The following is a 23,218-nucleotide window of genomic DNA, read 5'->3' as shown; positions in this document are numbered from 1 at the left end:
ACCGTGGACAGGTGTCCGCTGCGGACTACTTCTTGCCCGGCTTCTTCTTGCCGGCGATGGCGCGACGCGGGCCCTTGCGGGTACGAGCGTTGGTGCTGGTGCGCTGACCGCGGACGGGCAGACCGCGACGGTGACGCAGACCCTGGTAGCAACCGATCTCCACCTTGCGGCGGATGTCGGCCTGGATCTCGCGACGGAGGTCACCCTCGGTCTTGATGTTGTTGTCGACGTACTCGCGGATCGCGACCAGCTGCTCTTCGCTCAGGTCACGAACGCGGGTGTTCGGGTCGACGCCGGTCGCAGCCAGCGTCTCCTGCGAGAGGGTCCGGCCGATGCCGAACACGTAGGTGAGGGCGACCTCCACGCGCTTTTCGCGCGGGATGTCAACACCGGAAACGCGTGCCATTCAATGGCTCCTGGTGATCTTCGGAGGTCTTCCGCAGAACCGGCTCCCAGTCGCCGTACGAGGTACGAACTGGGTCCCCGGCCTCCGAGCCGGGGGTGTCAGGCGATCGCTCGCCTGGGTCCTGCGTATGAACATATTCAGCTTGCGTCGCGCGAATCTCTGCGAATTGTGCAGAGGGATCGGTCGTGCGTCAGCCCTGGCGCTGCTTGTGGCGCGGGTTCTCGCAGATGACCATGACCCGACCGTGACGGCGGATCACCCTGCACTTGTCGCAGATCTTCTTGACGCTCGGCTTGACCTTCATGGGTGTGAGGTTCTCCGGGTCAGTTGCCGGCGGTCCCGCTCACACGGGACGTGGGCAAGATCTACTTGTAGCGGTAGACGATCCGGCCACGCGTCAGGTCGTACGGAGACAGCTCCACCACGACCCGGTCGTCAGGGAGGATGCGGATGTAGTGCATGCGCATCTTGCCGCTGATGTGTGCCAGGACCTGGTGGCCGTTCTGGAGCTCGACCTTGAACATGGCGTTCGGCAGAGACTCGACGACAGTGCCCTCGATCTCGATGGCACCTTGCTTCTTGGCCACGCTTCGCCCTTCGAATCGACTACCTTGATCGACTCCCCCACTTTCCCTTACGGACGCACGCGGACATGCGGATGCACGGGAGCCGACGAGTCAGTCTACGTCAGCGCACCTGGAAACACGAATCGTGGAAGCCTGCCCAACGGGACAGATCATTACGCCGCGAGTTCAGGACAGCGCGCCCTCAGATGTCAGGGCCATCGAGTGCTCCCAGTGGGAGGACCAGGTGCCGTCGGTCGTGATGACCGTCCGGTCGACGAATCCTCGACGCCGGCCTCCGACCGGCGGTCGTGGGCTCGGCCGGCGTCAGGCCAGCGGGTCCGGGGCCGTCGTGATGCCGTACTCCGCGAGCTTCGCCCTGCCGCCGTCGGGGGCCGTGAGGACCAGGGGGCCCTCCGATGTCAGGGCCACCGAGTGCTCCCAGTGGGAGGACCAGGTGCCGTCGGTCGTGATGACCGTCCAGTCGTCCTCCAGGACCTCGGTCTTCGGGGTGCCGAGGGAGACCATCGGCTCGATGGCGAGACAGAAGCCGGGGACCAGCTTGGGACCCTTGCCGCGGCGGCGGTCGACGTAGTTCAGCAGATGCGGGTCCATGTGCATCTCGGTGCCGATGCCGTGGCCGCCGTAGTCCTCGATGATCCCGTAACGGCCGCCGCCCGGCTTCGGCTGGCGGCGGATGTACGTCTCGATCGCACGGGAGACGTCGACCAGTCGGCTGCCCTGCTTCATCGCGGCGATACCGGCCCACATGGACTCTTCCGTCACCCGGGACAGCTCCACCAGCTCCGGAGCGTGACCGGAGCCCACGAAGGCCGTGTAGGCCGCGTCACCGTGCCAGCCGTCGACGATCGCGCCGCAGTCGATGGAGATGATGTCGCCGTCCTTGAGGACGACCTTCTCGGACGGGATGCCATGGACCACCACGTCGTTCACCGAGGTGCAGATCGTCGCGGGGAAGCCGCCGTAACCGAGGAAGTTCGACTTGGCGCCGTTCTCCGCGAGCACCTTGCGGGCGACCTCGTCCAGATCCTTGGTGCTGGCCCCGGGAACCGCCGCCTCCCGCGTGGCCGCGTGGATCGCGGCGACCACCAGCCCCGCCGCACGCATCTTCGCGATCTGCTCGGGGCTCTTGATCTGCACCATGGGGGCCTGCGCTCTCCGTCACTCACGTCAACCGGTTACGTACACAACAGTACGGCCGCGGCACCCGAGGGGGCACCGCGGCCGGAACGGCCCGAGAACTACTTCTCGTCGTCCTTGTCACGCTTGAGCGCTTCCAGCGCCCGCTGCGTGATCTCGTCCACCGGGCCCAGGGAGGAGATCGTGACGACCAGTCCCTGCGCCTTGTAGTAGTCGATGATCGGCTCGGTCTGCGTGTGGTAGACCTCCAGCCGCTTGCGGACGGTGTCCTCGGAGTCGTCGTCGCGCTGGTACAGCTCGCCGCCGCAGACGTCGCAGACGCCGTCCTTCTTCGGCGGGCTGTACGTCACGTGGAAGACGTGGCTGGAGTCCTTGCGGCAGATACGGCGGCCGGCGATGCGCTTGACCACCTCGTCCTCGGGAACCTCGAGGTCCAGCACGGCGTCGAGCCTGATTCCCTCGGTCTTGAGCAGCTCGTCCAGCGCCTCCGCCTGCGAGACGTTGCGCGGGAAGCCGTCGAGCAGGAAGCCGTTCTCGGCGTCCGGCTGCTCCATGCGGTCCTTGGCCATGGCGATGGTGACCTCGTCCGGGACGAGGTTTCCGGCGTCCATGTAGGACTTCGCGAGTTTCCCGAGCTCCGTCTGCTGGCTGATGTTGGCGCGGAACAGGTCGCCCGTGGAGATGTGCGGGATGTGCAGCTTCTCGGCAAGGCGAACAGCCTGCGTTCCCTTACCGGCACCCGGCGGTCCGACGAGGACGATACGCATCAGCGGAGGAACCCTTCGTAATTGCGCTGCTGGAGCTGGCTCTCGATCTGCTTCACCGTCTCAAGACCCACACCCACGATGATCAGGATGCTGGTCCCGCCGAACGGGAAGTTCTGGCTTGCCCCGAAGCCAACCAACGCCATCGTTGGTACGAGAGCGATCAGACCCAGATACAGCGAACCCGGCCAGGTGATCCGGTTGAGCACGTAGCTGAGGTACTCAGCGGTCGGTCGGCCAGCCCGGATGCCCGGGATGAAGCCACCATACTTCTTCATGTTGTCGGCGACTTCCTCGGGGTTGAAGGAGATCGCCACGTAGAAGAACGCGAAGAACACGATCAGCAAGAAGTACATGGTGATGTAAATCGGGTGGTCGCCCTTGGTCAGGTTCTGCGTGACCCAGGTCTTCCAGCCCGACTTGCCCCCGGCGAACTGAGCCACCAGCGCCGGGATGTACAGCAGCGACGACGCGAAGATGACAGGAATCACACCCGCCTGGTTCACCTTCAACGGGATGTACGTGGACGTACCACCGTACGAGCGCCGGCCGATCATGCGCTTCGCGTACTGGACCGGGATGCGCCGCTGCGCCTGCTCGACGAAGACGACCAGGCCGACCATGACCAGACCGACCGCGATCACCGTGCCGAACTCGATCCAGCCGCCGGCCAGGGTGCCCTGCTTCTTGATGGCCCACAGCGCGGACGGGAAGGTCGCGGCGATCGAGATGAACATCAGGATCGACATGCCGTTGCCGATGCCGCGGTCGGTGATCAGCTCACCGAGCCACATGACGACGGCCGTACCGGCGGTCATGCAGATGACCATGGTGATGGTGGTGAAGATGTCCCGGTTCGGGACGATGCTGCCCCCGACGGTGCACCCGCTGAACAGCGCGCCGCTGCGGGCGGTGGCGACGAGGCCGGTGCCCTGCAGGATGGCGAGCGCCACGGTCAGGTAACGGGTGTACTGCGTGATCTTCGCCGTACCGGCCTGGCCCTCCTTCTTGAGGGCTTCGAGGCGCGGGATCACGACGGTCAGCAGCTGAAGGATGATGCTGGCCGTGATGTACGGCATGATGCCGAGCGCGAAGACGGTGATCTGCAGCAGCGCACCACCGCTGAACATGTTGACGAGACCGAAGAGGCCCTGGTTGCCTGACGCCTCTTTCACACACTGCTGGACGGCCTGGTAGTTGACGCCGGGGATCGGGATGTGGGTACCGACCCGGTAGACCACGATGATGCCCAGCGTGAAGAGCAGCTTCTTGCGCAGGTCGGGCGTCCTGAACGCCCGGGCGAACGCGGTGAGCACGGTGCCTCCTGCGACCCCCGCGCAACTGCGTCAAGGGTGACGGTCTTGAGGTTCGACGGATACAGAAAAAGAACAGTGCAGGCCACCTTACCGGCGACACTGCCTCCCCCGGAACGACCAACCGGGGATACCCCATTGTGAGGTATCCCCGGTCGGGATTCGTCTACGTCATCGAGGCGCCTGAAAGAATCAGACGAGCTCGGTGACCGTACCGCCCGCGGCGGTGATCTTCTCCTTGGCGGAGCCGGAGACGGCGTCGACCGTCACCTGCAGCGCCACGGAGATCTCGCCCTGGCCGAGGACCTTGACGAGGCTGTTCTTGCGAACGGCACCCTTGGCCACCAGACCCTCGACCGTGACCTCGCCACCCTCGGGGTAGAGCGCGGCCAGCTTGTCGAGGTTCACGACCTGGAACTCGGTCTTGAACGGGTTCTTGAAGCCCTTCAGCTTCGGGAGGCGCATGTGGAGCGGCATCTGGCCACCCTCGAAGCGCTCCGGAACCTGGTAACGGGCCTTCGTGCCCTTGGTACCACGACCGGCCGTCTTACCCTTCGACGCCTCACCACGACCGACACGGGTCTTGGCGGTCTTGGCGCCCGGGGCGGGACGGAGGTTGTGGATCTTGAGCGGGTTCTGCTCCGCCATGATCAGTCGACCTCCTCGACCGTCACGAGGTGGCGGACGGTGTGCACCATGCCGCGGAACTCGGGGCGGTCCTCCTTGACGACCACGGTGTTGATCCCCTTGAGACCAAGCGACCGCAGGGTGTCACGGTGGTTCTGCTTGCTGCCGATGTACGACTTCGTCTGCGTGATCTTGAGCTGCGCCATTACGCACCAGCCCCGGCACGCGCACGAAGCAGAGCCGCGGGAGCGACGTCCTCGAGCGGCAGACCACGGCGGGCCGCGATCTCCTCGGGACGCTGCAGGCCCTTCAAGGCCTCCACGGTCGCGTGCACGATGTTGATCGCGTTGTCGGAGCCGAGCGACTTCGACAGCACGTCGTGGATACCGGCGCACTCGAGCACGGCACGCACCGGACCACCGGCGATAACACCGGTACCGGGGGACGCGGGCTTGAGCAGCACGACGCCGGCAGCCTTCTCACCCTGGATCGGGTGCGGGATGGTGCCCTGGATCCGGGGGACCTTGAAGAAGTGCTTCTTGGCCTCCTCAACGCCCTTGGCGATGGCGGCCGGCACCTCCTTGGCCTTGCCGTAACCGACACCCACGGTGCCGTCACCGTCGCCCACCACGACCAGCGCGGTGAAGCTGAAGCGACGACCACCCTTCACAACCTTGGCGACGCGGTTGATCGCGACAACGCGCTCAACGTACGCGGTCTTCTCGGCGGCAGCAGCGCCGCCGTCACGGCCCTTCCGGTCCCGCCGCTCGCCGCCACCGGCACCGCCACCGCGGCGCTGGGGTCCAGCCATTGGAATTACCTCTCTCTTTTTCCGCTAGCTACGGCAGGCTCAGAACTTGAGCCCGGCTTCGCGGGCGGCGTCCGCCAGGGCGGCGATGCGCCCGGCGTACTGGTTGCCACCACGGTCGAACACGACAGCCTCGACACCGGCGGCCTTGGCACGCTCGGCGACCAGGGCGCCGACCTGCTTGGCCTGCGAGGACTTGTCGCCCTCGCCACCGCGGACGGACGCGTCCAGGGTGGACGCGGACGCCAGGGTGTGGCCCTTGAGGTCGTCGATCACCTGCGCCACGATGTGGCGGTTGGAGCGGGTCACGACCAGACGGGGACGCTCCGCCGTACCGGAGATCCGCTTGCGGATCCGGATGTGACGGCGCTTGATCGCGGCGCGCTTGTAGGCGTCGCCCTTGAGGATCTTCTGCCCGTATGCCATGGCTTACTTACCCGCCTTTCCGACCTTGCGGCGGATGACTTCGCCCTCGTACTTGACGCCCTTGGCCTTGTACGGGTCGGGCTTGCGCAGCTTGCGGATGTTGGCCGCAACCTCGCCGACCTTCTGCTTGTCGATGCCCTCGACCTGGAAGCGGGTCGGGGTCTCCACCTTGAAGGTGATGCCCTCGGGCGCCTCGACGACGATCGGGTGGCTGTAGCCGAGCGCGAACTCGAGGTTCGAGCCCTTGGCCGTCACGCGGTAACCGACACCGCTGATTTCGAGCTTCTTCACGTAACCCTGGGTCACGCCGGTGATCATGTTCGCCACCAGCGTGCGGGACAGGCCGTGCAGGGCCTTGTTCTGACGCTCGTCGTTCGGGCGGGTCACCTGGAGGGTGCCGTCCTCGCCCTTGACGATGTCGATCGGCGCGACGACGGTGTGGGTCAGCGAGCCCTTGGGGCCCTTGACCTCGACCGTACGGCCGTCGATGGTGACGTCCACGCCGGCGGGAACCGTGATGGGGAGCTTGCCAATACGCGACATAGCTGTTTCCTCCGTTCCCTTCCGCTACCAGACGTAGGCGAGGACTTCCCCACCCACGCCCTTCTTGCCGGCCTGCTTGTCGGTGAGGAGCCCGTGCGACGTGGAGATGATCGCCACGCCGAGGCCGCCGAGCACCTTCGGCAGGTTGGTGGACTTCGCGTACACCCGGAGACCGGGCTTGGAGATCCGCTTGATGCCCGCGATGGAGCGCTCACGGTTCGGGCCGAACTTCAGCTCGAGGGTGAGGTTCTTGCCCACCTCGGCGTCCTCGACGCGCCAGCCCGTGATGAAGCCCTCCTGCTGGAGGATCTCCGCGATGTGAGACTTGATCTTGGACGCCGGCATCGTCACGGAGTCGTGGTATGCCGAGTTCGCGTTCCGCAGACGCGTAAGCATGTCTGCGATCGGATCAGTCATGGTCATGAATTGGCCTTCGGCCTCTCTCGCCGGGGTTTCCTGGTGCGCCATCCCTCTCCCCGATCCGAGACGGGACGGGTGCGGCGCGGTGGACCTACGGCGTAGTAAGTCGTACGGGCGCGGCAGACGCCCAACCCCACAAGCCTACGGCATGCGGAGTAGGGCCCCTGCCGACCCAGATGCTTACCGAGAGCTTCAGGAATCCCCTATTACAGGGATTACCAGGAGCTCTTGGTCACGCCCGGCAGCTCGCCACGGTGAGCCATCTCACGAAGGCACACGCGGCACAGGCCGAACTTGCGGTACACGGAGTGCGGACGGCCGCAGCGCTGGCAGCGGGTGTAGCCACGCACACCGAACTTGGGCTTGCGAGCAGCCTTGGCAATCAGAGCCTTCTTCGCCATCTCGCTCACGCCTCCTTGAACGGGAAGCCGAGGTGACGAAGGAGCGCGCGGCCCTCAGCGTCGTTGGTCGCCGTGGTGACCACGGTGATGTCCATGCCCCGGGTACGGTCGATCTTGTCCTGGTCGATCTCGTGGAACATGACCTGCTCCGTGAGACCGAAGGTGTAGTTGCCACGGCCGTCGAACTGCTTGGGGGACAGGCCGCGGAAGTCGCGGATGCGCGGGAGCGCGAGCGACAGGGTGCGGTCCAGGAACTCCCACATGCGGTCGCCACGGAGCGTGACGTGGGCACCGATCGGCTGGCCCTCACGCAGCTTGAACTGCGCGATGGACTTGCGGGCCTTGGTGACGGCCGGCTTCTGACCGGTGATCGTGGTGAGGTCGCGGATGGCGCCCTCGATCAGCTTCGAGTCACGGGCGGCGTCGCCGACACCCATGTTGACCACGATCTTGACGAGGCCGGGAACCTGCATGACGTTCTCGTACTTGAACTCGTCACGCAGCTTGCCCGCGATCTCCTCGCGGTACTTCTGCTTCAGACGCGGAGTGGTGGTGGTAGCCATCAGATGTCCTCACCCGTCCGCTTGGCAACGCGGATCTTGTTGCCTTCGTCGTCGAAGCGGTAACCGACACGCGTGACGACCTTGTTGCCGTCCTTCTCAACGACCAGCTGGACGTTGGAGACGTGGATCGGCGCCTCGGTCGTGACGATGCCACCGGCCTGCGAACCGCGAGCGGTCGGACCGGCCTTGGTGTGCTTCTTGACCCGGTTGACACCCTCGACCAGGACGCGGTCCTCGCGGGGGAAGGCCGCGATGACCTTGCCCTGCTTGCCCTTGTCCTTGCCGGTGATGACCTGGACCAGGTCGCCCTTCTTGATCTTCATGCTTACAGCACCTCCGGCGCGAGCGAGATGATCTTCATGAACTTCTTCTCGCGCAGCTCACGGCCGACCGGGCCGAAGATGCGGGTGCCGCGAGGGTCGCCGTCGTTCTTCAGAATGACGGCGGCGTTCTCGTCGAAGCGGATGTACGAGCCGTCCGGACGGCGGCGCTCCTTGACGGTGCGAACGATGACCGCCTTGACGACGTCACCCTTCTTCACGTTGCCGCCGGGGATCGCGTCCTTGACGGTGGCGACGATGACGTCACCGATGCCCGCGTAGCGGCGACCGGAGCCACCGAGCACACGGATGCAAAGGATTTCCTTCGCACCAGTGTTGTCGGCGACGCGCAGTCGCGACTCCTGCTGGATCACGTCTATCTCCTGTTTGTCTGCCGGTTCCCTCCGGGGGTTGGGCCGGAGAGCCTGGCGGAACCGTCCTGCGAGTTGCTCACGCAGGAATTACTTGGGCCTCTGCAGGCGGCAACCCACGCCGGGGGCTTCACCGCGGCCAGGCCCGGGGGCCTGGGAGCGGAGCCCCCAGCGGGGGTCAGCGGGGGCGGAGCCCCCGCTTATTACTTCGCCTTCTCGAGGATCTCGACGACGCGCCAGTGCTTGCTGGACGACAGCTTCCGGGTCTCCATCAGGAGGACGCGGTCGCCGACACCGGCAGCGTTCTGCTCGTCGTGCGCCTTGAGCTTGTTCGTACGGCGGATGACCTTGCCGTACAGCGCGTGCTTCACACGGTCCTCGACGGCGACGACGACGGTCTTGTCCATCTTGTCGCTGACGACCAGGCCCTCACGGGTCTTCCGCGCGTTGCGCTCAGTCTGCTCAGTCACGTTCTTCTCGCTCATCAGGCGTTCTCCACCGTTTCGATGCCCAGCTCACGCTCGCGCATCAGGGTGTAGATCCGCGCGATGTCCTTGCGGACCGCCTTCAGACGGCCGTGGTTCTCGAGCTGGCCCGTCGCCGCCTGGAAGCGGAGGTTGAACAGCTCTTCCTTGGCCTCGCGGAGCTTGCCCAGAAGCTCCTCGTTGCCCAGCTCGCGCAGCTCGGACGCCTTGGTACCGACCGACATCACGCTTCACCTGCCTCGCGCTTGACGATGCGGCACTTCATCGGCAGCTTGTGAGCCGCACGAGTGAGAGCCTCACGCGCAATCTTCTCGTTCGGGTAGGACAGCTCGAACATGACCCGGCCCGGGTGCACGTTCGCGATCCACCACTCCGGCGAACCCTTACCGGAACCCATGCGGGTCTCGGCCGGCTTCTTCGTGAGCGGGCGGTCCGGGTAGATGTTGATCCAGACCTTGCCGCCACGCTTGATGTGGCGGGTCATCGCGATACGGGCCGCCTCGATCTGGCGGTTGGTCACGTACGCCGGCGTGAGGGCCTGAATGCCGTACTCGCCGAACGCGACCGTCGTACCGCCCTTGGCCTGACCACGACGCTTCGGGTGGTGCTGCTTGCGGTGCTTGACCCTACGGGGGATCAGCATGTCGGTCAGGCCTCCGTTCCGGTGCTCTCAGCCGGAGCGGCGGGAGCCTCGGCCTTGGGGGCCTCGGCGCCGGCAGCCTGCTGCGGCTTGCGACCGCGCCGCTCGCCACCGCGGCCACCACGGGCCGGGCGGTCGGCACCACCGCGGGCCGGGCGGTTACCCGCACGGGCCGCAGCGTTCTCGGCGCGGACCTCGGCGATGTTCTTGACGTCGCCCTTGTAGATCCAGACCTTCACACCGATGCGGCCGAAGGTCGTCTTGGCCTCGAAGAAGCCGTAGTCCACGTTCGCGCGGAGCGTGTGCAGGGGCACACGGCCCTCGCGGTAGAACTCCGAGCGGGACATCTCGGCGCCGCCGAGGCGGCCACCGCACTGGATCTTGATGCCCTTGGCGCCGGCCTTCATCGCCGACTGCATGCTCTTACGCATGGCGCGGCGGAAGGAGACGCGGGAGGAGAGCTGCTCGGCAACGGCCTGGGCCACGAGCTGAGCGTCGGTCTCGGGGTTCTTGACCTCGAGGATGTTCAGCTGGACCTGCTTGCCCGTGAGCTTCTCGAGGTCACCGCGGATGCGGTCGGCCTCGGCGCCACGGCGGCCGATGACGATGCCCGGACGAGCGGTGTGGATGTCCACCCGCACGCGGTCACGGGTGCGCTCGATCTCAACCTTCGAGATACCGGCGCGCTCCATGCCGGACGTCATCATCCGACGGATGGCGACGTCTTCCTTGACGTAGTCCTTGTACAGCTTGTCGGCGTACCAACGCGACTTGAAGTCGGTCGTGACACCGAGCCGGAACCCATGCGGGTTTACCTTCTGGCCCATTACCGGGTTCCTTCCTTGCTGCTGACGACCACGGTGATGTGGCTGGTCCGCTTGCGGATCCGGTAGGCACGGCCCTGGGCGCGCGGACGGAACCGCTTCAGGGTCGGGCCCTCGTCGACGTAGGCCTCGGAAACGAAGAGGCTGTCGGCGTCGGTGTGGTCGTAGTTGTGCGCGGCGTTGGCGATGGCGCTGTCGAGCACCTTGCCGACCGGCACGGAGGCTGCCTGCGGAGCGAATCGCAGAACAGCCTGGGCCTCCGTGGCGTCCATGCCACGGATGAGGTCCACCACGCGGCGGGCCTTCATGGGCGTGACGCGGATGTACCGCGCCTGGGCCCTGGCTTCCATGGTTGTCCCTTCAGTTACTTACGTGTCTGAATGCGATCCGCTACTAGCGGCGCTTCGACTTCCGGTCTTCCTTGACGTGGCCCCGGAAGGTGCGGGTCGGCGAGAACTCGCCGAGCTTGTGGCCGACCATCGACTCGGTGACGAACACCGGGATGTGGGTCTTGCCGTTGTGCACCGCGAGCGTGTGGCCCAGCATGGCCGGGACGATCATCGAGCGGCGGGACCAGGTCTTGATGACGTTCTTGGTGCCGGCTTCGTTCTGGGCGTCCACCTTCTTGATCAGGTGGTCGTCGACGAAGGGCCCCTTCTTCAGGCTACGAGGCATCTCAACCCGTCCTTAGCGCTTCTTGTTCGTCTTGCGGCGGCGGACGATGTACTTGTTCGACGCCTTCTTGGGCGAACGAGTACGGCCTTCCTTCTTGCCCCACGGGGACACAGGGTGGCGACCACCGGAGGTCCGGCCCTCACCACCACCGTGCGGGTGGTCAACCGGGTTCATCACGACACCACGGACGGTCGGGCGAACGCCCAGCCACCGCTTACGGCCGGCCTTGCCCCAGTTGATGTTGCTCTGCTCGGCGTTGCCGACCTCGCCGATGGTGGCGCGGCAGCGGACGTCGACCAGGCGGATCTCACCGGACGGCATGCGGAGGTGGGCCATCGAGCCCTCCTTCGCGAGCAGCTGCACGGAGGCACCGGCGGAGCGGGCGAACTTGGCACCGCCACCGGGACGGAGCTCGATCGCGTGGATCGTGGTACCGACCGGGATGTTGCGGAGGGCCAGGTTGTTGCCCGGCTTGATGTCGGCCCCGGGACCGTTCTCGACGCGGTCACCCTGCTGCAGGTTGCGCGGGGCGAGGATGTAGCGCTTCTCGCCGTCGGCGTAGTGCAGCAGCGCGATGCGCGCGGTGCGGTTGGGGTCGTACTCGATGTGCGCGACCTTCGCCGGCACGCCGTCCTTGTCGTGACGACGGAAGTCGATCACTCGGTAGGCGCGCTTGTGTCCGCCACCCTGGTGGCGAACGGTCACACGACCGGCGTTGTTACGGCCGCCCTTGCTGTGCAGGGGGCGGACCAGCGACTTCTCCGGCGTGGACCGCGTGACCTCGACGAAGTCGGCGACGCTGGCGCCACGACGGCCCGGCGTAGTCGGCTTGTACTTGCGGATTCCCATTTCTCAGTCCTCGTCCGATATCGGACGATCCGACCCGCTTACGCGGTCGGACCGCCGAAGATGTCGATACGGTCGCCCTCGGCGAGGGTCACGATCGCGCGCTTGCTGCCGGCACGCTGACCGAAACCGGTCTTCGTGCGCTTGCGCTTGCCCTGGCGGTTGATCGTGTTGACCCCGGTGACCTTGACGTCGAAGACCGCCTGGACGGCCTGCTTGATCTGGGTCTTGTTGGCGTTCGGGTCGACGATGAACGTGTACTTGTTCTCGTCGAGGAGCGCGTAGCTCTTCTCGGAGACGACCGGCTTCAGCAGGACGTCACGGGGGTCCGTGTACGACTTGCTCAGCGGGGTCTCGACGGTGTTCTTGCCCTCGGCGGCGTGGCGACGCGCCTTGGCGACGCGCGCGGCCTTGGCGGCCTTGGCGGCCTTCGAGGCGATGCTCGGGTGACGGATAGCCATCAGACCTCGGTCCCTTCGGTGTCGTTGGCCTTCGGGCCGGCGACGAAGGACTCGAAAGCGGCCTGGGTGAAGACCACGTCGTCCGAGACGAGAACGTCGTACGTGTTCAGCTGGCCCGGCTCCAGGATGTGGACCTGGGGCAGGTTGCGGGCGGACAGCCACGCGGCCTCGTCGGCGCGCTCGACGACCAGGAGCAGGTTCTTGCGCTCGCTGATCTTGCCGAACAGGCTCTTGGCGGCCTTGGTGCTGGGGTTCTCGCCCTCGACCACGCCGGAGACGACGTGGATGCGGTTGTGACGCGCCCGGTCGGTGAGGGCACCGCGCAGGGCGGCGGCCTTCATCTTCTTGGGGGTGCGCTGCGAGTAGTCACGCGGCACGGGACCGTGCACGACGCCACCACCGGCGAACTGCGGCGCGCGGGTCGAACCCTGGCGGGCGCGACCGGTGCCCTTCTGGCGGTACGGCTTCTTGCCGCCACCACGGACCTCGCCACGGGTCTTCGTCTTGTGGGTGCCCTGGCGGGCAGCGGCCAGCTGCGCGACGACGACCTGGTGGATCAGCGGAACGCTGACCTTGGCGTCGAAGATCTCCGCGGGGAGCTCGACGGAACCGGCCTTGTCGCCCGCCGGCGAAAGGATGTCAACAGTGCTCATCGGTTACCTCAGGCCCCCTTGGCCGCGGTGCGGACCAGGACGAGGCCGCCGTTCGGACCGGGAACCGCGCCCTTGATGAGCAGCAGACCCTTCTCCGCGTCAACGGCGTGGACGGTCAGGTTCTGGGTGGTGACCCGCTCGTTGCCCATGCGACCCGCCATGCGGAGGCCCTTGAACACGCGGCCCGGGGTGGCGCAGCCACCGATGGAACCGGGCGAGCGGTGCTTGCGCTGGGTGCCGTGTCCGGCGCCGAGGCCCTTGAAGTTGTGACGCTTCATGACACCGGCGAAGCCCTTGCCCTTGCTCTTGCCGGTGACGTCGACCTTGATACCGGCCTCGAACACCTCAGCGGTGATCTCCTGGCCGAGCGTGTACTCGGAGGCGTCCGCGGTGCGGATCTCGACGAGGTGACGACGCGGGGTGACGTCGGCCTTGGCGAAGTGGCCCTTGAGGGGCTTGTTCACCTTGCGCGGGTCGATCTCGCCGAAAGCGATCTGGACGGACTCGTAGCCGTCGACATCGTTCGTACGGACCTGGGTGACGACGTTGGGGCTTGCCTTGACGACGGTGACCGGAACAACACGGTTGTTCTCGTCCCACACCTGCGTCATGCCGAGCTTCTCGCCCAGGATGCCCTTGATCTGCTTAGCCATTCTCAGCTCACCGACCCTCAGAGCTTGATCTCGATGTCGACGCCGGCCGGGAGGTCGAGTCGCATCAGAGAGTCAACGGTCTTGGGGGTGGGGTCGAGAATGTCGATCAGGCGCTTGTGCGTGCGCATCTCGAAGTGCTCGCGCGAGTCCTTGTACTTGTGCGGCGACTTGATGACGCAGTACACGTTCTTCTCAGTGGGCAGCGGCACCGGGCCCGCGACCGACGCACCAGTGCGGGTCACCGTCTCGACGATCTTCTTCGCCGAGGAGTCGATGACCTCGTGGTCGTAGGCCTTGAGCCGGATGCGGATCTTCTGTCCCGCCATGGCTACTCAGTAGTCCTGTCTCTTCAACGCTCTGGAACCCGGTGTTCCTCGCCCCGTCCTCCGACCCACGCGGTCGGGCGTGTCGCGCTCCCGCTGACAGAGATGTCCCTTGTTCGAACATCCCTACGGGACTGCACACGGCCCTACCGGAACCGCAAGCCGGGGGCGGAAGGCCCACCGGGCGCCTGGCCGGTGCCGCGCTCACACTTCCCGGAAGATTCCCGTACGTCCGCCCCAGTGCTGCCCGCAGGCAGTTAGGGCGACGAGTACTGTGGGACTCGCTTCCGGTCCTCCCGGCGGGAGGCGCGCAGCATCAACACTCGACCGAGCAACCCCGCTAGTCTGCCATACGGGGCAGGGGGCTGGCCAATCGAGCCGGAGAGAATACCCCCAGGGTGACGTAGGTCAAACACCGGGCGCCGGCCCCGGGCTCCCCTCGCCGCGCGTGCGGTGGCCGACCACGATCAGGAACGACGCCGGCGCAGGGCCTCGCAGATCTCCTCGGCCGTGTCCCTGGGCCGGCGCAACCAGCGCAGCAGCGCTTGTAGCGCACGGCCGAACGGTGGAACGCCGACGCCGTCACCGCTGTACCGGCGCGCCGCTCGCCCAGCCCCGCGCGGACGCCATGGCCGCTCTTCTTCTCCGTCCGTCATCCATCGCGCTCAGGAGCGGCGCCTGCGCAGGGTTTCCCGTAGTTCCCAGAACGTGTCCTGAGGCCAGAGCAACCAGCGCAGCAGCTTGTCGCTTCCGGTCGACTGCACCTTCCACCACTTGAACCGCGGTGGCAGATCCCGGAACGGCACGAAGGTCAGCGTGTCGTCGATGGCGTTCTCGGCGAAGCCGCGGCGTCCCTCCGCGCGCAGTGTCCCGTACAGCTCCGGGGTGAGCGCGTTGTTGAGCCGAGCCACGGTGCCCGCCGCCGTGAAGGCGAATCCTCGCTGGTCAGGGTCGGGCAACTGGGTCGCCCGCACGATCCGGGGCGATGCCTCCTCCAGTGAACAGTTGAACGCCAGCCCGATCACCGCCGTGCCGAGCGACCGCTCCCCGCGCTCGAATGCGGCATCCCACTCCACGGGGTCGTCAAGACGCAGCAGCCCGTCACCGCTCTCCCAGTCCCACCCGGTCGCCATGACCGCTCTTTCCTCTCCGTACGTCGTCCGTCGCGGGCGCGGGCGAGGGTCACGCTTCAGCGGCGTACGTGACGAAGGCCGTCCAGGTGGACGGTGGGAAGGTGAGGTGGGGGGCATGGGTGGGGTTCTTGGAGTCTCGGACGTGGATGGTGGTGGGGGTGGGGGCGATTTCGACGCAGGATTCGCCGTCGGGACCGCTGCTGTAGCTGCTCTTGAACCAGGTGAGTTCGGGCGGGGACTTGCGGATCATGTTTCTCCCAGCAGTTGCTCAATGAAGGCGAGCGACTCCCCTGGCGGGAGGGCCTGCGCCCGGATGGTGCCATACCTCAGCTCAAGGATGCGCAACTGCCTCGGATCGGAAATCGGGCGGCCGTTGTAAGCTCCGTCGGAGCGCCCGACTGCCGAACCGTCCTCGAACTTCAGCACTTCGATCCTCCCGTTCAGACCGGGATGGGCCGCACTGTGCGTCGGCATCACCTGAAGCGTGACGTTGCTCAACCGACCTACTTCCAGCAGACGTTCGAGCTGCTGCTGCCAGACCATTGTGCCTCCAACAGGGCGGCGAAGCGTCGCCTCTTCCTGCACGAAGCTGAGGGCGGGCGCGGGTGACCGCTCGTATACGGACTGCCGGGCCACACGGGCCGCTACCAGGCGCTCCACGTCCTCCGCCGAATACGCCGGCTGCCACGATTCCAGCAGCGCTCGCGCATGCTCCGACGTCTGCAACAGACCATTGACGCTGATGCTTTCGTACACCCCGATCTCGACCGCCTTGGCCTCCATCCGGGCCAGGTCCCGCACCTTCTTCGGATACCGGACCTTGGCCACGTCCTCCTTCATCGCCGAGAGCAACCCGCCCGCCCCCAACACCTCGTCCGCCCTGTCCAGATACTCGGGCCTCGGGATCCGCTTCCCGCTCTCGATCTTGTAGACCATGTCCTCGCCGTACCCGACGGCCTCCCCGAACACGGCGGCCCGCATCCCCGCCGCCTCGCGCCGCAGCTTGAGCTGACGTCCGACGGTTGCGATCACGGCGATGCCCCAGTCGTCGTCCGGGTCCACTTCCCAACCCGGTTCGTCGGCCTCGCTCTTGAGCCGTACCGCCTCGCCGTCCACACTCATCCCGCACCCCTCCGTCGTACGACCGTGCCGCGACGCCCCTACCCGTACGGCCGTCCTCGACAGCCAGGACATGACCGGACAAGCGCCGGACAGTAACCGTACGCATCGGCTGCGTCACTGTTCACGGTACGCAGATGCGGCCACGCTGAGTGACGTGAACCAGGAAAACTCCACCCAACTCGATTGCGCCGTCCGGAACTTCAGCGTGCTCCTGTCCCCCACACCCCGGGGTGCCCGCCTCGCCCGGCTCCTCGCCACCGAGCAACTGCGCTCCTGGGGGCTGCCGTCGGAGAAGGCAGCACAGGTCGTCGCGGAGCTGGCTGCCAACGCGGCCACGCATGGGCGAGTGCGGGGGCGCGACTTCCGGCTGTCGCTGTACGTCGTCGCGGACACCCTCCGTATCGAGGTGACGGACACTCGCGGGGACGGCCTGCCCTGCCCGCAGCATCCCGCCCCCGAGTCGGAAGCCGGCCGGGGCCTCGTGCTCGTCGAGGCCTTCGCCGACCGGTGGGGCGTTGTTCCGGGACCACGTCCCCGCAAGACGGTCTGGGCCGAGCTGACTGTCTTACGGTGTGCCTCGTCCCGGTGAATCACCGCCCGGTCGTAGGTCTTTGCCGACGCCGACTGTCAAGCACAGGTGGGCCACCCGCCACCGCCCAGCCCGCACAACGCAAAGGGGCCCGTACGACCGGAGTCGTACGGGCCCCTTCGACAGCTACCAGGTCAGAGACCTGGCCGGGTCGGTCAAGATCACTTGTTGATCTTGGTGACCTGGCCGGCGCCCACCGTGCGGCCACCCTCGCGGATGGCGAACTTCAGGCCCTCTTCCATGGCGACGGGCTGGATGAGCTCCACCGTCATCTCGGTGTTGTCACCCGGCATGACCATCTCGGTGCCCTCGGGGAGGGTCACGACGCCGGTCACGTCCGTCGTACGGAAGTAGAACTGCGGACGGTAGTTGTTGAAGAACGGCGTGTGGCGGCCACCCTCGTCCTTGGAGAGGATGTAGGCCTGCGCCGCGAACTCGGTGTGCGGGGTGACCGAGCCCGGCTTGATGATGACCTGGCCGCGCTCGACGTCCTCGCGCTTGATGCCGCGGAGGAGGAGGCCGACGTTCTCGCCCGCCTGGCCCTCGTCGAGCAGCTTGCGGAACATCTCGATGCCGGTGACCGTGGTGGTGGTCTTCTCCTGCTTGATGCCCACGATGTCGACGGTCTCGTTGACCTTGAGGACACCACGCTCGATACGGCCGGTGACGACCGTACCGCGACCGGTGATCGTGAAGACGTCCTCGATCGGCATGAGGAACGGCTTGTCGACGTCACGCTCGGGCTGCGGGATGCTCTCGTCGACGGCCTTCATCAGGTCGAGGACGGTCTGGGTCCACTCGGGGTCGCCCTCCAGCGCCTTCAGCGCGGAGACCTTGACGACCGGCAGGTCGTCGCCCGGGAACTCGTACTCGGAGAGGAGCTCACGGACCTCGAGCTCGACGAGCTCCAGGATCTCCTCGTCGTCCACCATGTCGGCCTTGTTCAGGGCGACGACGATGTACGGAACGCCGACCTGGCGGGCCAGGAGCACGTGCTCCTTGGTCTGCGGCATCGGGCCGTCGGTGGCGGCGACCACGAGGATCGCGCCGTCCATCTGCGCGGCACCGGTGATCATGTTCTTGATGTAGTCCGCGTGACCCGGGCAGTCGACGTGGGCGTAGTGACGCGCCTCGGTCTGGTACTCGACGTGCGCGATGGAGATGGTGATACCGCGCTGGCGCTCCTCGGGCGCCTTGTCGATGTTGTCAAACGCGGTGGCCTCGTTCAGGTCCGGGTACGCGTCGTGCAGCACCTTGGTAATGGCGGCCGTGAGGGTCGTCTTACCGTGGTCGATGTGACCGATGGTGCCGATGTTGACGTGCGGCTTAGTCCGCTCGAACTTCGCCTTCGCCACTGGGGTCCTCCTGTGGAGTGGTTCTGTACGCCTTACTTCATCGGCGCCAGGTGATCTTTGCTGGAAAGCCCGGAACCGTGGGCAAACATCCGCGTTTGCGGCTGTTTGCCCCACGAGGCTCCGGAGTCAAGCCTAAAGCGTGTGAACGCGGTGCGTTACTCGCCCTTGGCCTTCGCGATGATCTCCTCGGCGACGTTCCGCGGAACCTCGGCGTAGGAGTCGAACTGCATCGAGTAGCTTGCGCGACCCGACGTCTTGCTGCGGAGGTCGCCGACGTAGCCGAACATCTCCGACAGGGGCACGAGGCCCTTGACGACGCGGGCACCGGCCCGCTCCTCCATGGCCTGGATCTGACCACGGCGGGAGTTGATGTCGCCGATGACCTCACCCATGTAGTCCTCGGGCGTGGTGACCTCGACGGCCATCATCGGCTCGAGCAGCACGGGGCTGGCCTTGCGCGCGGCCTCCTTGAAGGCCTGCGAACCGGCGATCTTGAAGGCGAGCTCGGAGGAGTCGACCTCGTGGTAGCCACCGTCGATCAGGATGACGCGCACGCCGGTCATCTCGTAGCCCGCGAGGATGCCGAACTGCATGGCCTCCTGAGCACCGGCGTCCACCGAAGGGATGTACTCCTTCGGGATACGGCCACCGGTCACCTTGTTCACGAACTCGTACGACGCGTCGCCGCCCTCGATGGGCTCGATCGCGATCTGCACCTTGGCGAACTGACCGGTACCACCGGTCTGCTTCTTGTGGGTGTAGTCCACACGCTCGACGGCCTTGCGGATCGTCTCGCGGTACGCGACCTGCGGCTTGCCGACGTTGGCCTCGACCTTGAACTCACGGCGCATACGGTCGACCAGCACCTCGAGGTGCAGCTCGCCCATACCACCGATGATGGTCTGGCCGGTCTCCTCGTCCGAGTGGACCTGGAAGGACGGGTCCTCCTCGGCCAGGCGCTGGATCGCGACGCCCAGCTTCTCCTGGTCGCCCTTCGACTTGGGCTCGATGGCGACCTGGATGACCGGCGCCGGGAAGTCCATGGACTCCAGGATGACCGGGGCCTTGTCGTCGCACAGCGTCTCACCGGTCGTGGTCTGCTTCAGACCCATGACGGCGATGATGTCGCCGGCGCCCACCGAGTCGATCTCCTCACGCTTGTTCGCGTGCATGCGGTAGATCTTGCCGATGCGCTCCTTCTTGCCCTTGACGGAGTTCAGCACCGAGGTGCCGGACTCCAGGCGGCCCGAGTAGACCCGGACGAAGGTGAGCTTGCCGAGGTGCGGGTCGCTCATGATCTTGAACGCCAGAGCCGACAGCGGCTCCTCCTCGGACGGCTTGCGCTTGACGACCGTCTCCGGGTCCTTGACGTCGTGGCCCTCGATGGCCTCGACGTCCAGGGGCGAGGGGAGGTAGCGCACGACCGCGTCGAGCAGGGGCTGGACGCCCTTGTTCTTGAACGCGGTGCCGCAGAACACCGGGGTGACCGTGGTGTCCTTGGACTTGCCGGACGCGATGGTGATGCGACGGATCGCGGCGTACAGCTGCTCCACGGAGGGCTCGGTGCCCTCCAGGTACAGCTCCATGATCTCTTCGTCGTTCTCGGCCACGGCCTCCAGCAGCTTGCCGCGGTACTCCTCGGCAGCCTCGGTGTGCGTGTCCGGGATGTCGACGACGTCGTACATCTCGCCCTTGGTGGCCTCGGCGGACCAGACCAGGGCCTTCATCGTCACGAGGTCGACGACGCCCTTGAAGTCGGCCTCGGCGCCGATCGGGAGCTGCATGACGATCGGCTGAGCGCCCAGGCGGTCGCTGATCATGTCGACACAGCGGTGGAACTCGGCACCGGTACGGTCGAGCTTGTTGACGAAGCAGATACGCGGAACGCCGTAACGGTCCGCCTGACGCCACACGGTCTCGGACTGCGGCTCAACGCCGGCGACGCCGTCGAACACCGTCACGGCACCGTCGAGCACGCGCAGGGAGCGCTCCACCTCGACAGTGAAGTCGACGTGGCCCGGGGTGTCGATGATGTTGATGGTGTGGTCGACGTCTTCCAGCGGCCAGTGGCAGGTGGTGGCAGCAGAGGTGATCGTGATGCCACGCTCCTGCTCCTGCTCCATCCAGTCCATGGTGGCAGCGCCGTCGTGGACCTCACCGATCTTGTAAGAAACGCCGGTGTAGAACAGGATCCGCTCGGTGGTGGTCGTCTTGCCCGCGTCGATGTGGGCCATGATGCCGATATTGCGCACCTTGGCCAGGTCAAGCGAAGTGGTAGCCATAAGGCTTCAGTCTTCTCTCGGTCTCGATGTGGACTGCGACTACCAGCGGTAGTGCGCGAAGGCCTTGTTGGACTCGGCCATCTTGTGCGTGTCCTCGCGCTTCTTGACGGCCGCACCGAGGCCGTTCGAAGCGTCGAGAAGCTCGTTGAGCAGACGCTCGGTCATGGTCTTCTCGCGACGGGCGCGGGAGTAGCCGACGAGCCAGCGCAGCGCGAGGGTGTTGGCGCGACCGGGCTTGACCTCGATCGGAACCTGGTACGTCGCACCACCGACACGGCGGGACTTGACCTCAAGGGTCGGCTTGATGTTCTCCAGCGCGCGCTTCAGCGTGATGATCGGGTCGTTGCCCGTCTTCTCACGCAGACCCTCCATGGCGCCGTAGACGATGCGCTCGGCGGTGGAGCGCTTGCCGTTCAGCAGCACCTTGTTGATCAGGGAGGTCACCAGAGGAGAACCGTAGACCGGGTCGATGATGACCGGGCGCTTCGGGGCGGGGCCCTTACGAGGCATTCTTACTTCTCCTTCTTGGCGCCGTAGCGGCTGCGGGCCTGCTTGCGGTTCTTGACACCCTGGGTGTCGAGCGAACCGCGGATGATCTTGTAGCGAACACCCGGCAGGTCCTTCACACGGCCGCCGCGCACGAGCACGATGGAGTGCTCCTGCAGGTTGTGTCCCTCACCCGGAATGTAAGCGGTGACCTCGATCCCGCTGGTCAGACGCACACGCGCGACCTTACGCAGGGCCGAGTTCGGCTTCTTCGGGGTGGTCGTGAACACACGCGTGCAGACGCCACGACGCTGAGGGGAACCCTCAAGTGCGGGCGTCTTGTTCTTCTCGACCTTGTCCTGCCGGCCCTTGCGGACCAGCTGCTGGATCGTAGGCACTACTTCTCCGGTTTCTGTGTGCCGATAGGTACAGCTAACCTGGAACGTCGCCGACCCACGCGGTCGGGTGTGTCGAATCCCGCGGACCTTTGCCGCCAGGCGAAAAAGGGCGCAGATTACGGTGGCCGGTGTCGGCTCGCCATGCGGTTGAAGGCACACACGAGAGCCAGGGCACACCCCAGGCACAAGGTCTGAGCGTACCTACCTCACGGACTTCGGTCAAAACAAATGGAGTGCGCCCCGACACGCCGGGTTTGTCACCCTTGCAATCGTGGGCCCGGAGTGAATGTCGCGGGGTTGTCGCCGGTTCCGTGCCCATGCCAACGGCTTGTTCAGTACGTTGAACGGTTGCTGTACCGATCGTGGGGGACGGGGGAACACATGACGGCGGCCGACTTACCCGACGGGACCGGTCTCGACGACCGGGTGCCCTTCCTCGCACGCCTGGAGAAGGGCGACCGCGAGGCGCTGCTCGGCCTGGGCCGCGAGCTCGGCTTCCGCCCTCGGGACGTGCTGCTCCACCAGCACGAGCCCTCCTCGTACGTCCTCTTCGTCATCCACGGCTGGACCAAGGTCACCGCGGCCGCCGTCAACGGCTACGAGGCGCTGCTCGCCCTGCGCGGCCCCGGCGACATCGTCGGCGAGTCGGCCGCGCTCACCGGACGCCCGCGCTCGGCCACCGTGACCGCCCTGGAGCCGGTCCGCGCGGTCGCCGTCGAACGGGACCGCTTCACCGACTTCCTCGGGCACTCCCCCGACGTCTCCTACGCCCTCCTCGGCCTCACCTCCGACCGGATGCGCGCGGCCGACCAGCGCCGCCTGGAGTTCGCGTCCATGCACGTACGGGAACGCCTGGCCGCCCTCCTGCTCGAACTGGCCCGCACGAACGCCCGCTACACCGAGACCGGCGTCGAACTCCTCGTCCCACTCAGCAAGCAGGAGCTGGCCGGGTCGGTCGGAGCGTCACGGGAGATGGTCCAGCGCCTGCTGAAGGAACTGCGGGACCGCGGGGTGGTGGTCACGGGGCGTCGAACGCTACGGATCGTACGAATGGACGTGCTGCGACGGATCGCGCGGGACGGGTGACACGGGGGCCAGTGCGGCCGACGCGGAAGCCTGGTGCGGCCGACGCGACGGGCGGAAGGGTGACGCGGGGTCCGGGTGGCCGGCCCGAAGGCTCAGCACGGCTGACCGGGGGGCCGGGGTGGCCGGCCCGGAGACTCGGCACGGCTGACGGGGAGGCCCGGGGTGACCGACGCGAAGCCCGGGACGGCTGACGCGGAGGCCCGGATGGCCGGCCCCAAGGCTCAGCACGGCTGACCGGGGGGCCGGGGTGACCGGCCCGGAGACTCGGCACGGCTGACGGGGAAGGCCGGGGTGACCGGCGCGAAGCCCGGGACGGCTGACGCGGAGGCCCGGATGGCCGGCCCCAAGGCTCAGCACGGCTGACCGGGGAGCCGGGGTGGCCGGCCCGGAGACTCGGCACGGCTGACGGGGAAGCCCGGCGTGGCCGGCGCGAAGCCCGGGACGGCTGACGCGGAGGCCCAGAGCGGCTGACTCGAAGGCTCAGCACGGCTGACCGGGGAGCCGGGGTGGCCGGCCCGGAG

At 66.6% G+C, this 23,218-nt stretch carries 36 protein-coding genes; 2 read left to right on the top strand and 34 right to left on the bottom strand.

Annotated features, from left to right (window positions below):
• Positions 1–25: 25 nt before the first annotated feature.
• The 30 genes from rpsM to AB0I54_RS00455 form a co-directional block, all read right to left on the bottom strand.
• Positions 26–406 (bottom strand): 30S ribosomal protein S13, encoded by a 381-nt coding sequence (rpsM, locus tag AB0I54_RS00600; protein WP_030811707.1) that lies wholly within the window; start codon positions 404–406, stop codon positions 26–28.
• A 190-nt stretch (positions 407–596) separates the two neighbouring features.
• Entirely contained in the window at positions 597–710 is a 114-nt protein-coding gene (gene rpmJ / locus AB0I54_RS00595) for a 50S ribosomal protein L36 (RefSeq protein WP_003998809.1), read from the bottom strand.
• Between the two features lie 61 nt (positions 711–771).
• Positions 772–993 carry a translation initiation factor IF-1 gene (gene infA, locus AB0I54_RS00590; RefSeq protein WP_003948620.1) on the bottom strand — a complete coding sequence of 74 codons (222 nt, stop codon included), beginning with the start codon at positions 991–993 and terminating at the stop codon, positions 772–774.
• Between the two features lie 303 nt (positions 994–1,296).
• Positions 1,297–2,133 (bottom strand): type I methionyl aminopeptidase, encoded by an 837-nt coding sequence (gene map, locus AB0I54_RS00585; RefSeq protein WP_363293655.1) that lies wholly within the window; start codon positions 2,131–2,133, stop codon positions 1,297–1,299.
• A gap of 98 nt (positions 2,134–2,231) precedes the next feature.
• A complete protein-coding gene (locus tag AB0I54_RS00580) occupies positions 2,232–2,897 on the bottom strand; it encodes an adenylate kinase (RefSeq protein ID WP_363293654.1) in 666 nt (221 codons plus the stop codon).
• Complete coding sequence (gene secY, locus AB0I54_RS00575; protein ID WP_363293653.1) at positions 2,897–4,210, bottom strand: preprotein translocase subunit SecY; 1,314 nt, start codon at positions 4,208–4,210, stop codon at positions 2,897–2,899. The genes AB0I54_RS00580 and secY overlap by 1 nt, the downstream gene beginning before the upstream one ends.
• A gap of 189 nt (positions 4,211–4,399) precedes the next feature.
• Positions 4,400–4,855: a 50S ribosomal protein L15 gene (gene rplO, locus AB0I54_RS00570; RefSeq protein ID WP_023547373.1), complete on the bottom strand. Its 456-nt coding sequence runs from the start codon at positions 4,853–4,855 to the stop codon at positions 4,400–4,402.
• Positions 4,856–4,857: 2 nt separating this feature from the next.
• Entirely contained in the window at positions 4,858–5,040 is a 183-nt protein-coding gene (gene rpmD / locus AB0I54_RS00565; protein WP_095748087.1) for a 50S ribosomal protein L30, read from the bottom strand.
• Positions 5,040–5,645: a 30S ribosomal protein S5 gene (gene rpsE, locus AB0I54_RS00560; protein ID WP_009190144.1), complete on the bottom strand. Its 606-nt coding sequence runs from the start codon at positions 5,643–5,645 to the stop codon at positions 5,040–5,042. Before rpsE ends, rpmD begins: the two co-directional genes overlap by 1 nt.
• A 39-nt stretch (positions 5,646–5,684) precedes the next feature.
• Positions 5,685–6,068, bottom strand: a complete 384-nt coding sequence (rplR, locus tag AB0I54_RS00555; protein ID WP_145886665.1) for a 50S ribosomal protein L18 — start codon at positions 6,066–6,068, stop codon at positions 5,685–5,687.
• 3 nt (positions 6,069–6,071) lie between these two features.
• Entirely contained in the window at positions 6,072–6,611 is a 540-nt protein-coding gene (gene rplF / locus AB0I54_RS00550) for a 50S ribosomal protein L6 (RefSeq protein WP_363293652.1), read from the bottom strand.
• A gap of 24 nt (positions 6,612–6,635) precedes the next feature.
• The gene (gene rpsH / locus AB0I54_RS00545) at positions 6,636–7,034 is read right to left on the bottom strand and encodes a 30S ribosomal protein S8 (protein ID WP_116148541.1); all 399 of its coding nucleotides are present in this window, start codon (positions 7,032–7,034) and stop codon (positions 6,636–6,638) included.
• A gap of 212 nt (positions 7,035–7,246) precedes the next feature.
• Positions 7,247–7,432 carry a type Z 30S ribosomal protein S14 gene (locus AB0I54_RS00540; RefSeq protein WP_003948630.1) on the bottom strand — a complete coding sequence of 62 codons (186 nt, stop codon included), beginning with the start codon at positions 7,430–7,432 and terminating at the stop codon, positions 7,247–7,249.
• A 5-nt stretch (positions 7,433–7,437) separates the two neighbouring features.
• Positions 7,438–7,995, bottom strand: a complete 558-nt coding sequence (rplE, locus tag AB0I54_RS00535; RefSeq protein ID WP_061920719.1) for a 50S ribosomal protein L5 — start codon at positions 7,993–7,995, stop codon at positions 7,438–7,440.
• On the bottom strand, positions 7,995–8,318 hold the full coding sequence (gene rplX / locus AB0I54_RS00530; protein ID WP_003992365.1) for a 50S ribosomal protein L24: 324 nt from the start codon (positions 8,316–8,318) through the stop codon (positions 7,995–7,997). The genes rplE and rplX overlap by 1 nt, the downstream gene beginning before the upstream one ends.
• A 2-nt stretch (positions 8,319–8,320) precedes the next feature.
• Positions 8,321–8,689: a 50S ribosomal protein L14 gene (gene rplN, locus AB0I54_RS00525; RefSeq protein ID WP_003998823.1), complete on the bottom strand. Its 369-nt coding sequence runs from the start codon at positions 8,687–8,689 to the stop codon at positions 8,321–8,323.
• Positions 8,690–8,889: 200 nt separating this feature from the next.
• A complete protein-coding gene (gene rpsQ, locus AB0I54_RS00520; protein WP_263211605.1) occupies positions 8,890–9,171 on the bottom strand; it encodes a 30S ribosomal protein S17 in 282 nt (93 codons plus the stop codon).
• The gene (gene rpmC, locus AB0I54_RS00515; RefSeq protein WP_055632347.1) at positions 9,171–9,395 is read right to left on the bottom strand and encodes a 50S ribosomal protein L29; all 225 of its coding nucleotides are present in this window, start codon (positions 9,393–9,395) and stop codon (positions 9,171–9,173) included. Before rpmC ends, rpsQ begins: the two co-directional genes overlap by 1 nt.
• The gene (gene rplP / locus AB0I54_RS00510; RefSeq protein ID WP_004927269.1) at positions 9,395–9,814 is read right to left on the bottom strand and encodes a 50S ribosomal protein L16; all 420 of its coding nucleotides are present in this window, start codon (positions 9,812–9,814) and stop codon (positions 9,395–9,397) included. The genes rpmC and rplP overlap by 1 nt, the downstream gene beginning before the upstream one ends.
• A 5-nt stretch (positions 9,815–9,819) precedes the next feature.
• On the bottom strand, positions 9,820–10,638 hold the full coding sequence (gene rpsC, locus AB0I54_RS00505) for a 30S ribosomal protein S3 (protein WP_055706471.1): 819 nt from the start codon (positions 10,636–10,638) through the stop codon (positions 9,820–9,822).
• On the bottom strand, positions 10,638–10,985 hold the full coding sequence (gene rplV / locus AB0I54_RS00500) for a 50S ribosomal protein L22 (protein ID WP_023547379.1): 348 nt from the start codon (positions 10,983–10,985) through the stop codon (positions 10,638–10,640). The genes rpsC and rplV overlap by 1 nt, the downstream gene beginning before the upstream one ends.
• A 43-nt stretch (positions 10,986–11,028) precedes the next feature.
• On the bottom strand, positions 11,029–11,310 hold the full coding sequence (gene rpsS, locus AB0I54_RS00495) for a 30S ribosomal protein S19 (protein ID WP_023547380.1): 282 nt from the start codon (positions 11,308–11,310) through the stop codon (positions 11,029–11,031).
• Between the two features lie 12 nt (positions 11,311–11,322).
• Positions 11,323–12,159: a 50S ribosomal protein L2 gene (rplB, locus tag AB0I54_RS00490; protein WP_031167077.1), complete on the bottom strand. Its 837-nt coding sequence runs from the start codon at positions 12,157–12,159 to the stop codon at positions 11,323–11,325.
• A 38-nt stretch (positions 12,160–12,197) separates the two neighbouring features.
• The gene (gene rplW, locus AB0I54_RS00485) at positions 12,198–12,617 is read right to left on the bottom strand and encodes a 50S ribosomal protein L23 (RefSeq protein ID WP_351618256.1); all 420 of its coding nucleotides are present in this window, start codon (positions 12,615–12,617) and stop codon (positions 12,198–12,200) included.
• On the bottom strand, positions 12,617–13,270 hold the full coding sequence (rplD, locus tag AB0I54_RS00480; protein WP_363293651.1) for a 50S ribosomal protein L4: 654 nt from the start codon (positions 13,268–13,270) through the stop codon (positions 12,617–12,619). Before rplD ends, rplW begins: the two co-directional genes overlap by 1 nt.
• Positions 13,271–13,278: 8 nt before the next feature.
• Positions 13,279–13,923, bottom strand: coding sequence for a 50S ribosomal protein L3 (rplC, locus tag AB0I54_RS00475; RefSeq protein ID WP_306977562.1), 645 nt, complete (start codon positions 13,921–13,923; stop codon positions 13,279–13,281).
• 17 nt (positions 13,924–13,940) lie between these two features.
• Entirely contained in the window at positions 13,941–14,249 is a 309-nt protein-coding gene (gene rpsJ, locus AB0I54_RS00470; RefSeq protein WP_003948644.1) for a 30S ribosomal protein S10, read from the bottom strand.
• 662 nt (positions 14,250–14,911) lie between these two features.
• Positions 14,912–15,379 carry a hypothetical protein gene (locus tag AB0I54_RS00465; protein ID WP_363293650.1) on the bottom strand — a complete coding sequence of 156 codons (468 nt, stop codon included), beginning with the start codon at positions 15,377–15,379 and terminating at the stop codon, positions 14,912–14,914.
• 49 nt (positions 15,380–15,428) lie between these two features.
• Positions 15,429–15,629, bottom strand: a complete 201-nt coding sequence (locus AB0I54_RS00460) for a DUF397 domain-containing protein (RefSeq protein ID WP_363293649.1) — start codon at positions 15,627–15,629, stop codon at positions 15,429–15,431.
• A complete protein-coding gene (locus tag AB0I54_RS00455) occupies positions 15,626–16,501 on the bottom strand; it encodes a helix-turn-helix transcriptional regulator (RefSeq protein WP_363293648.1) in 876 nt (291 codons plus the stop codon). Before AB0I54_RS00455 ends, AB0I54_RS00460 begins: the two co-directional genes overlap by 4 nt.
• Positions 16,502–16,655: 154 nt before the next feature.
• Here AB0I54_RS00455 and AB0I54_RS00450 point away from each other — a divergent pair, with 154 nt between their 5' ends.
• Positions 16,656–17,090, top strand: a complete 435-nt coding sequence (locus AB0I54_RS00450; protein ID WP_363293647.1) for an ATP-binding protein — start codon at positions 16,656–16,658, stop codon at positions 17,088–17,090.
• Positions 17,091–17,251: 161 nt separating this feature from the next.
• Here the strand turns inward: AB0I54_RS00450 and tuf are convergent, their stop codons facing one another.
• The 4 genes from tuf to rpsL form a co-directional block, all read right to left on the bottom strand.
• Positions 17,252–18,445, bottom strand: coding sequence for an elongation factor Tu (gene tuf / locus AB0I54_RS00445; RefSeq protein WP_363293646.1), 1,194 nt, complete (start codon positions 18,443–18,445; stop codon positions 17,252–17,254).
• A 155-nt stretch (positions 18,446–18,600) separates the two neighbouring features.
• Complete coding sequence (gene fusA, locus AB0I54_RS00440; protein WP_363293645.1) at positions 18,601–20,727, bottom strand: elongation factor G; 2,127 nt, start codon at positions 20,725–20,727, stop codon at positions 18,601–18,603.
• Positions 20,728–20,766: 39 nt separating this feature from the next.
• The gene (gene rpsG, locus AB0I54_RS00435; RefSeq protein WP_003992340.1) at positions 20,767–21,237 is read right to left on the bottom strand and encodes a 30S ribosomal protein S7; all 471 of its coding nucleotides are present in this window, start codon (positions 21,235–21,237) and stop codon (positions 20,767–20,769) included.
• 2 nt (positions 21,238–21,239) lie between these two features.
• Positions 21,240–21,611 carry a 30S ribosomal protein S12 gene (rpsL, locus tag AB0I54_RS00430; RefSeq protein ID WP_003948652.1) on the bottom strand — a complete coding sequence of 124 codons (372 nt, stop codon included), beginning with the start codon at positions 21,609–21,611 and terminating at the stop codon, positions 21,240–21,242.
• Between the two features lie 381 nt (positions 21,612–21,992).
• Between rpsL and AB0I54_RS00425 the strand changes: the two genes are divergently transcribed.
• A complete protein-coding gene (locus AB0I54_RS00425) occupies positions 21,993–22,697 on the top strand; it encodes a Crp/Fnr family transcriptional regulator (protein WP_363293644.1) in 705 nt (234 codons plus the stop codon).
• Positions 22,698–23,218: the final 521 nt, after the last annotated feature.

Source organism: Streptomyces sp. NPDC050625, assembly GCF_040654755.1.
Taxonomy (GTDB): Bacteria; Actinomycetota; Actinomycetes; order Streptomycetales; family Streptomycetaceae; genus Streptomyces.
Note: the sequence above shows the minus strand (reverse complement) of the source record. Positions and strands in the feature narration are given on the sequence as shown.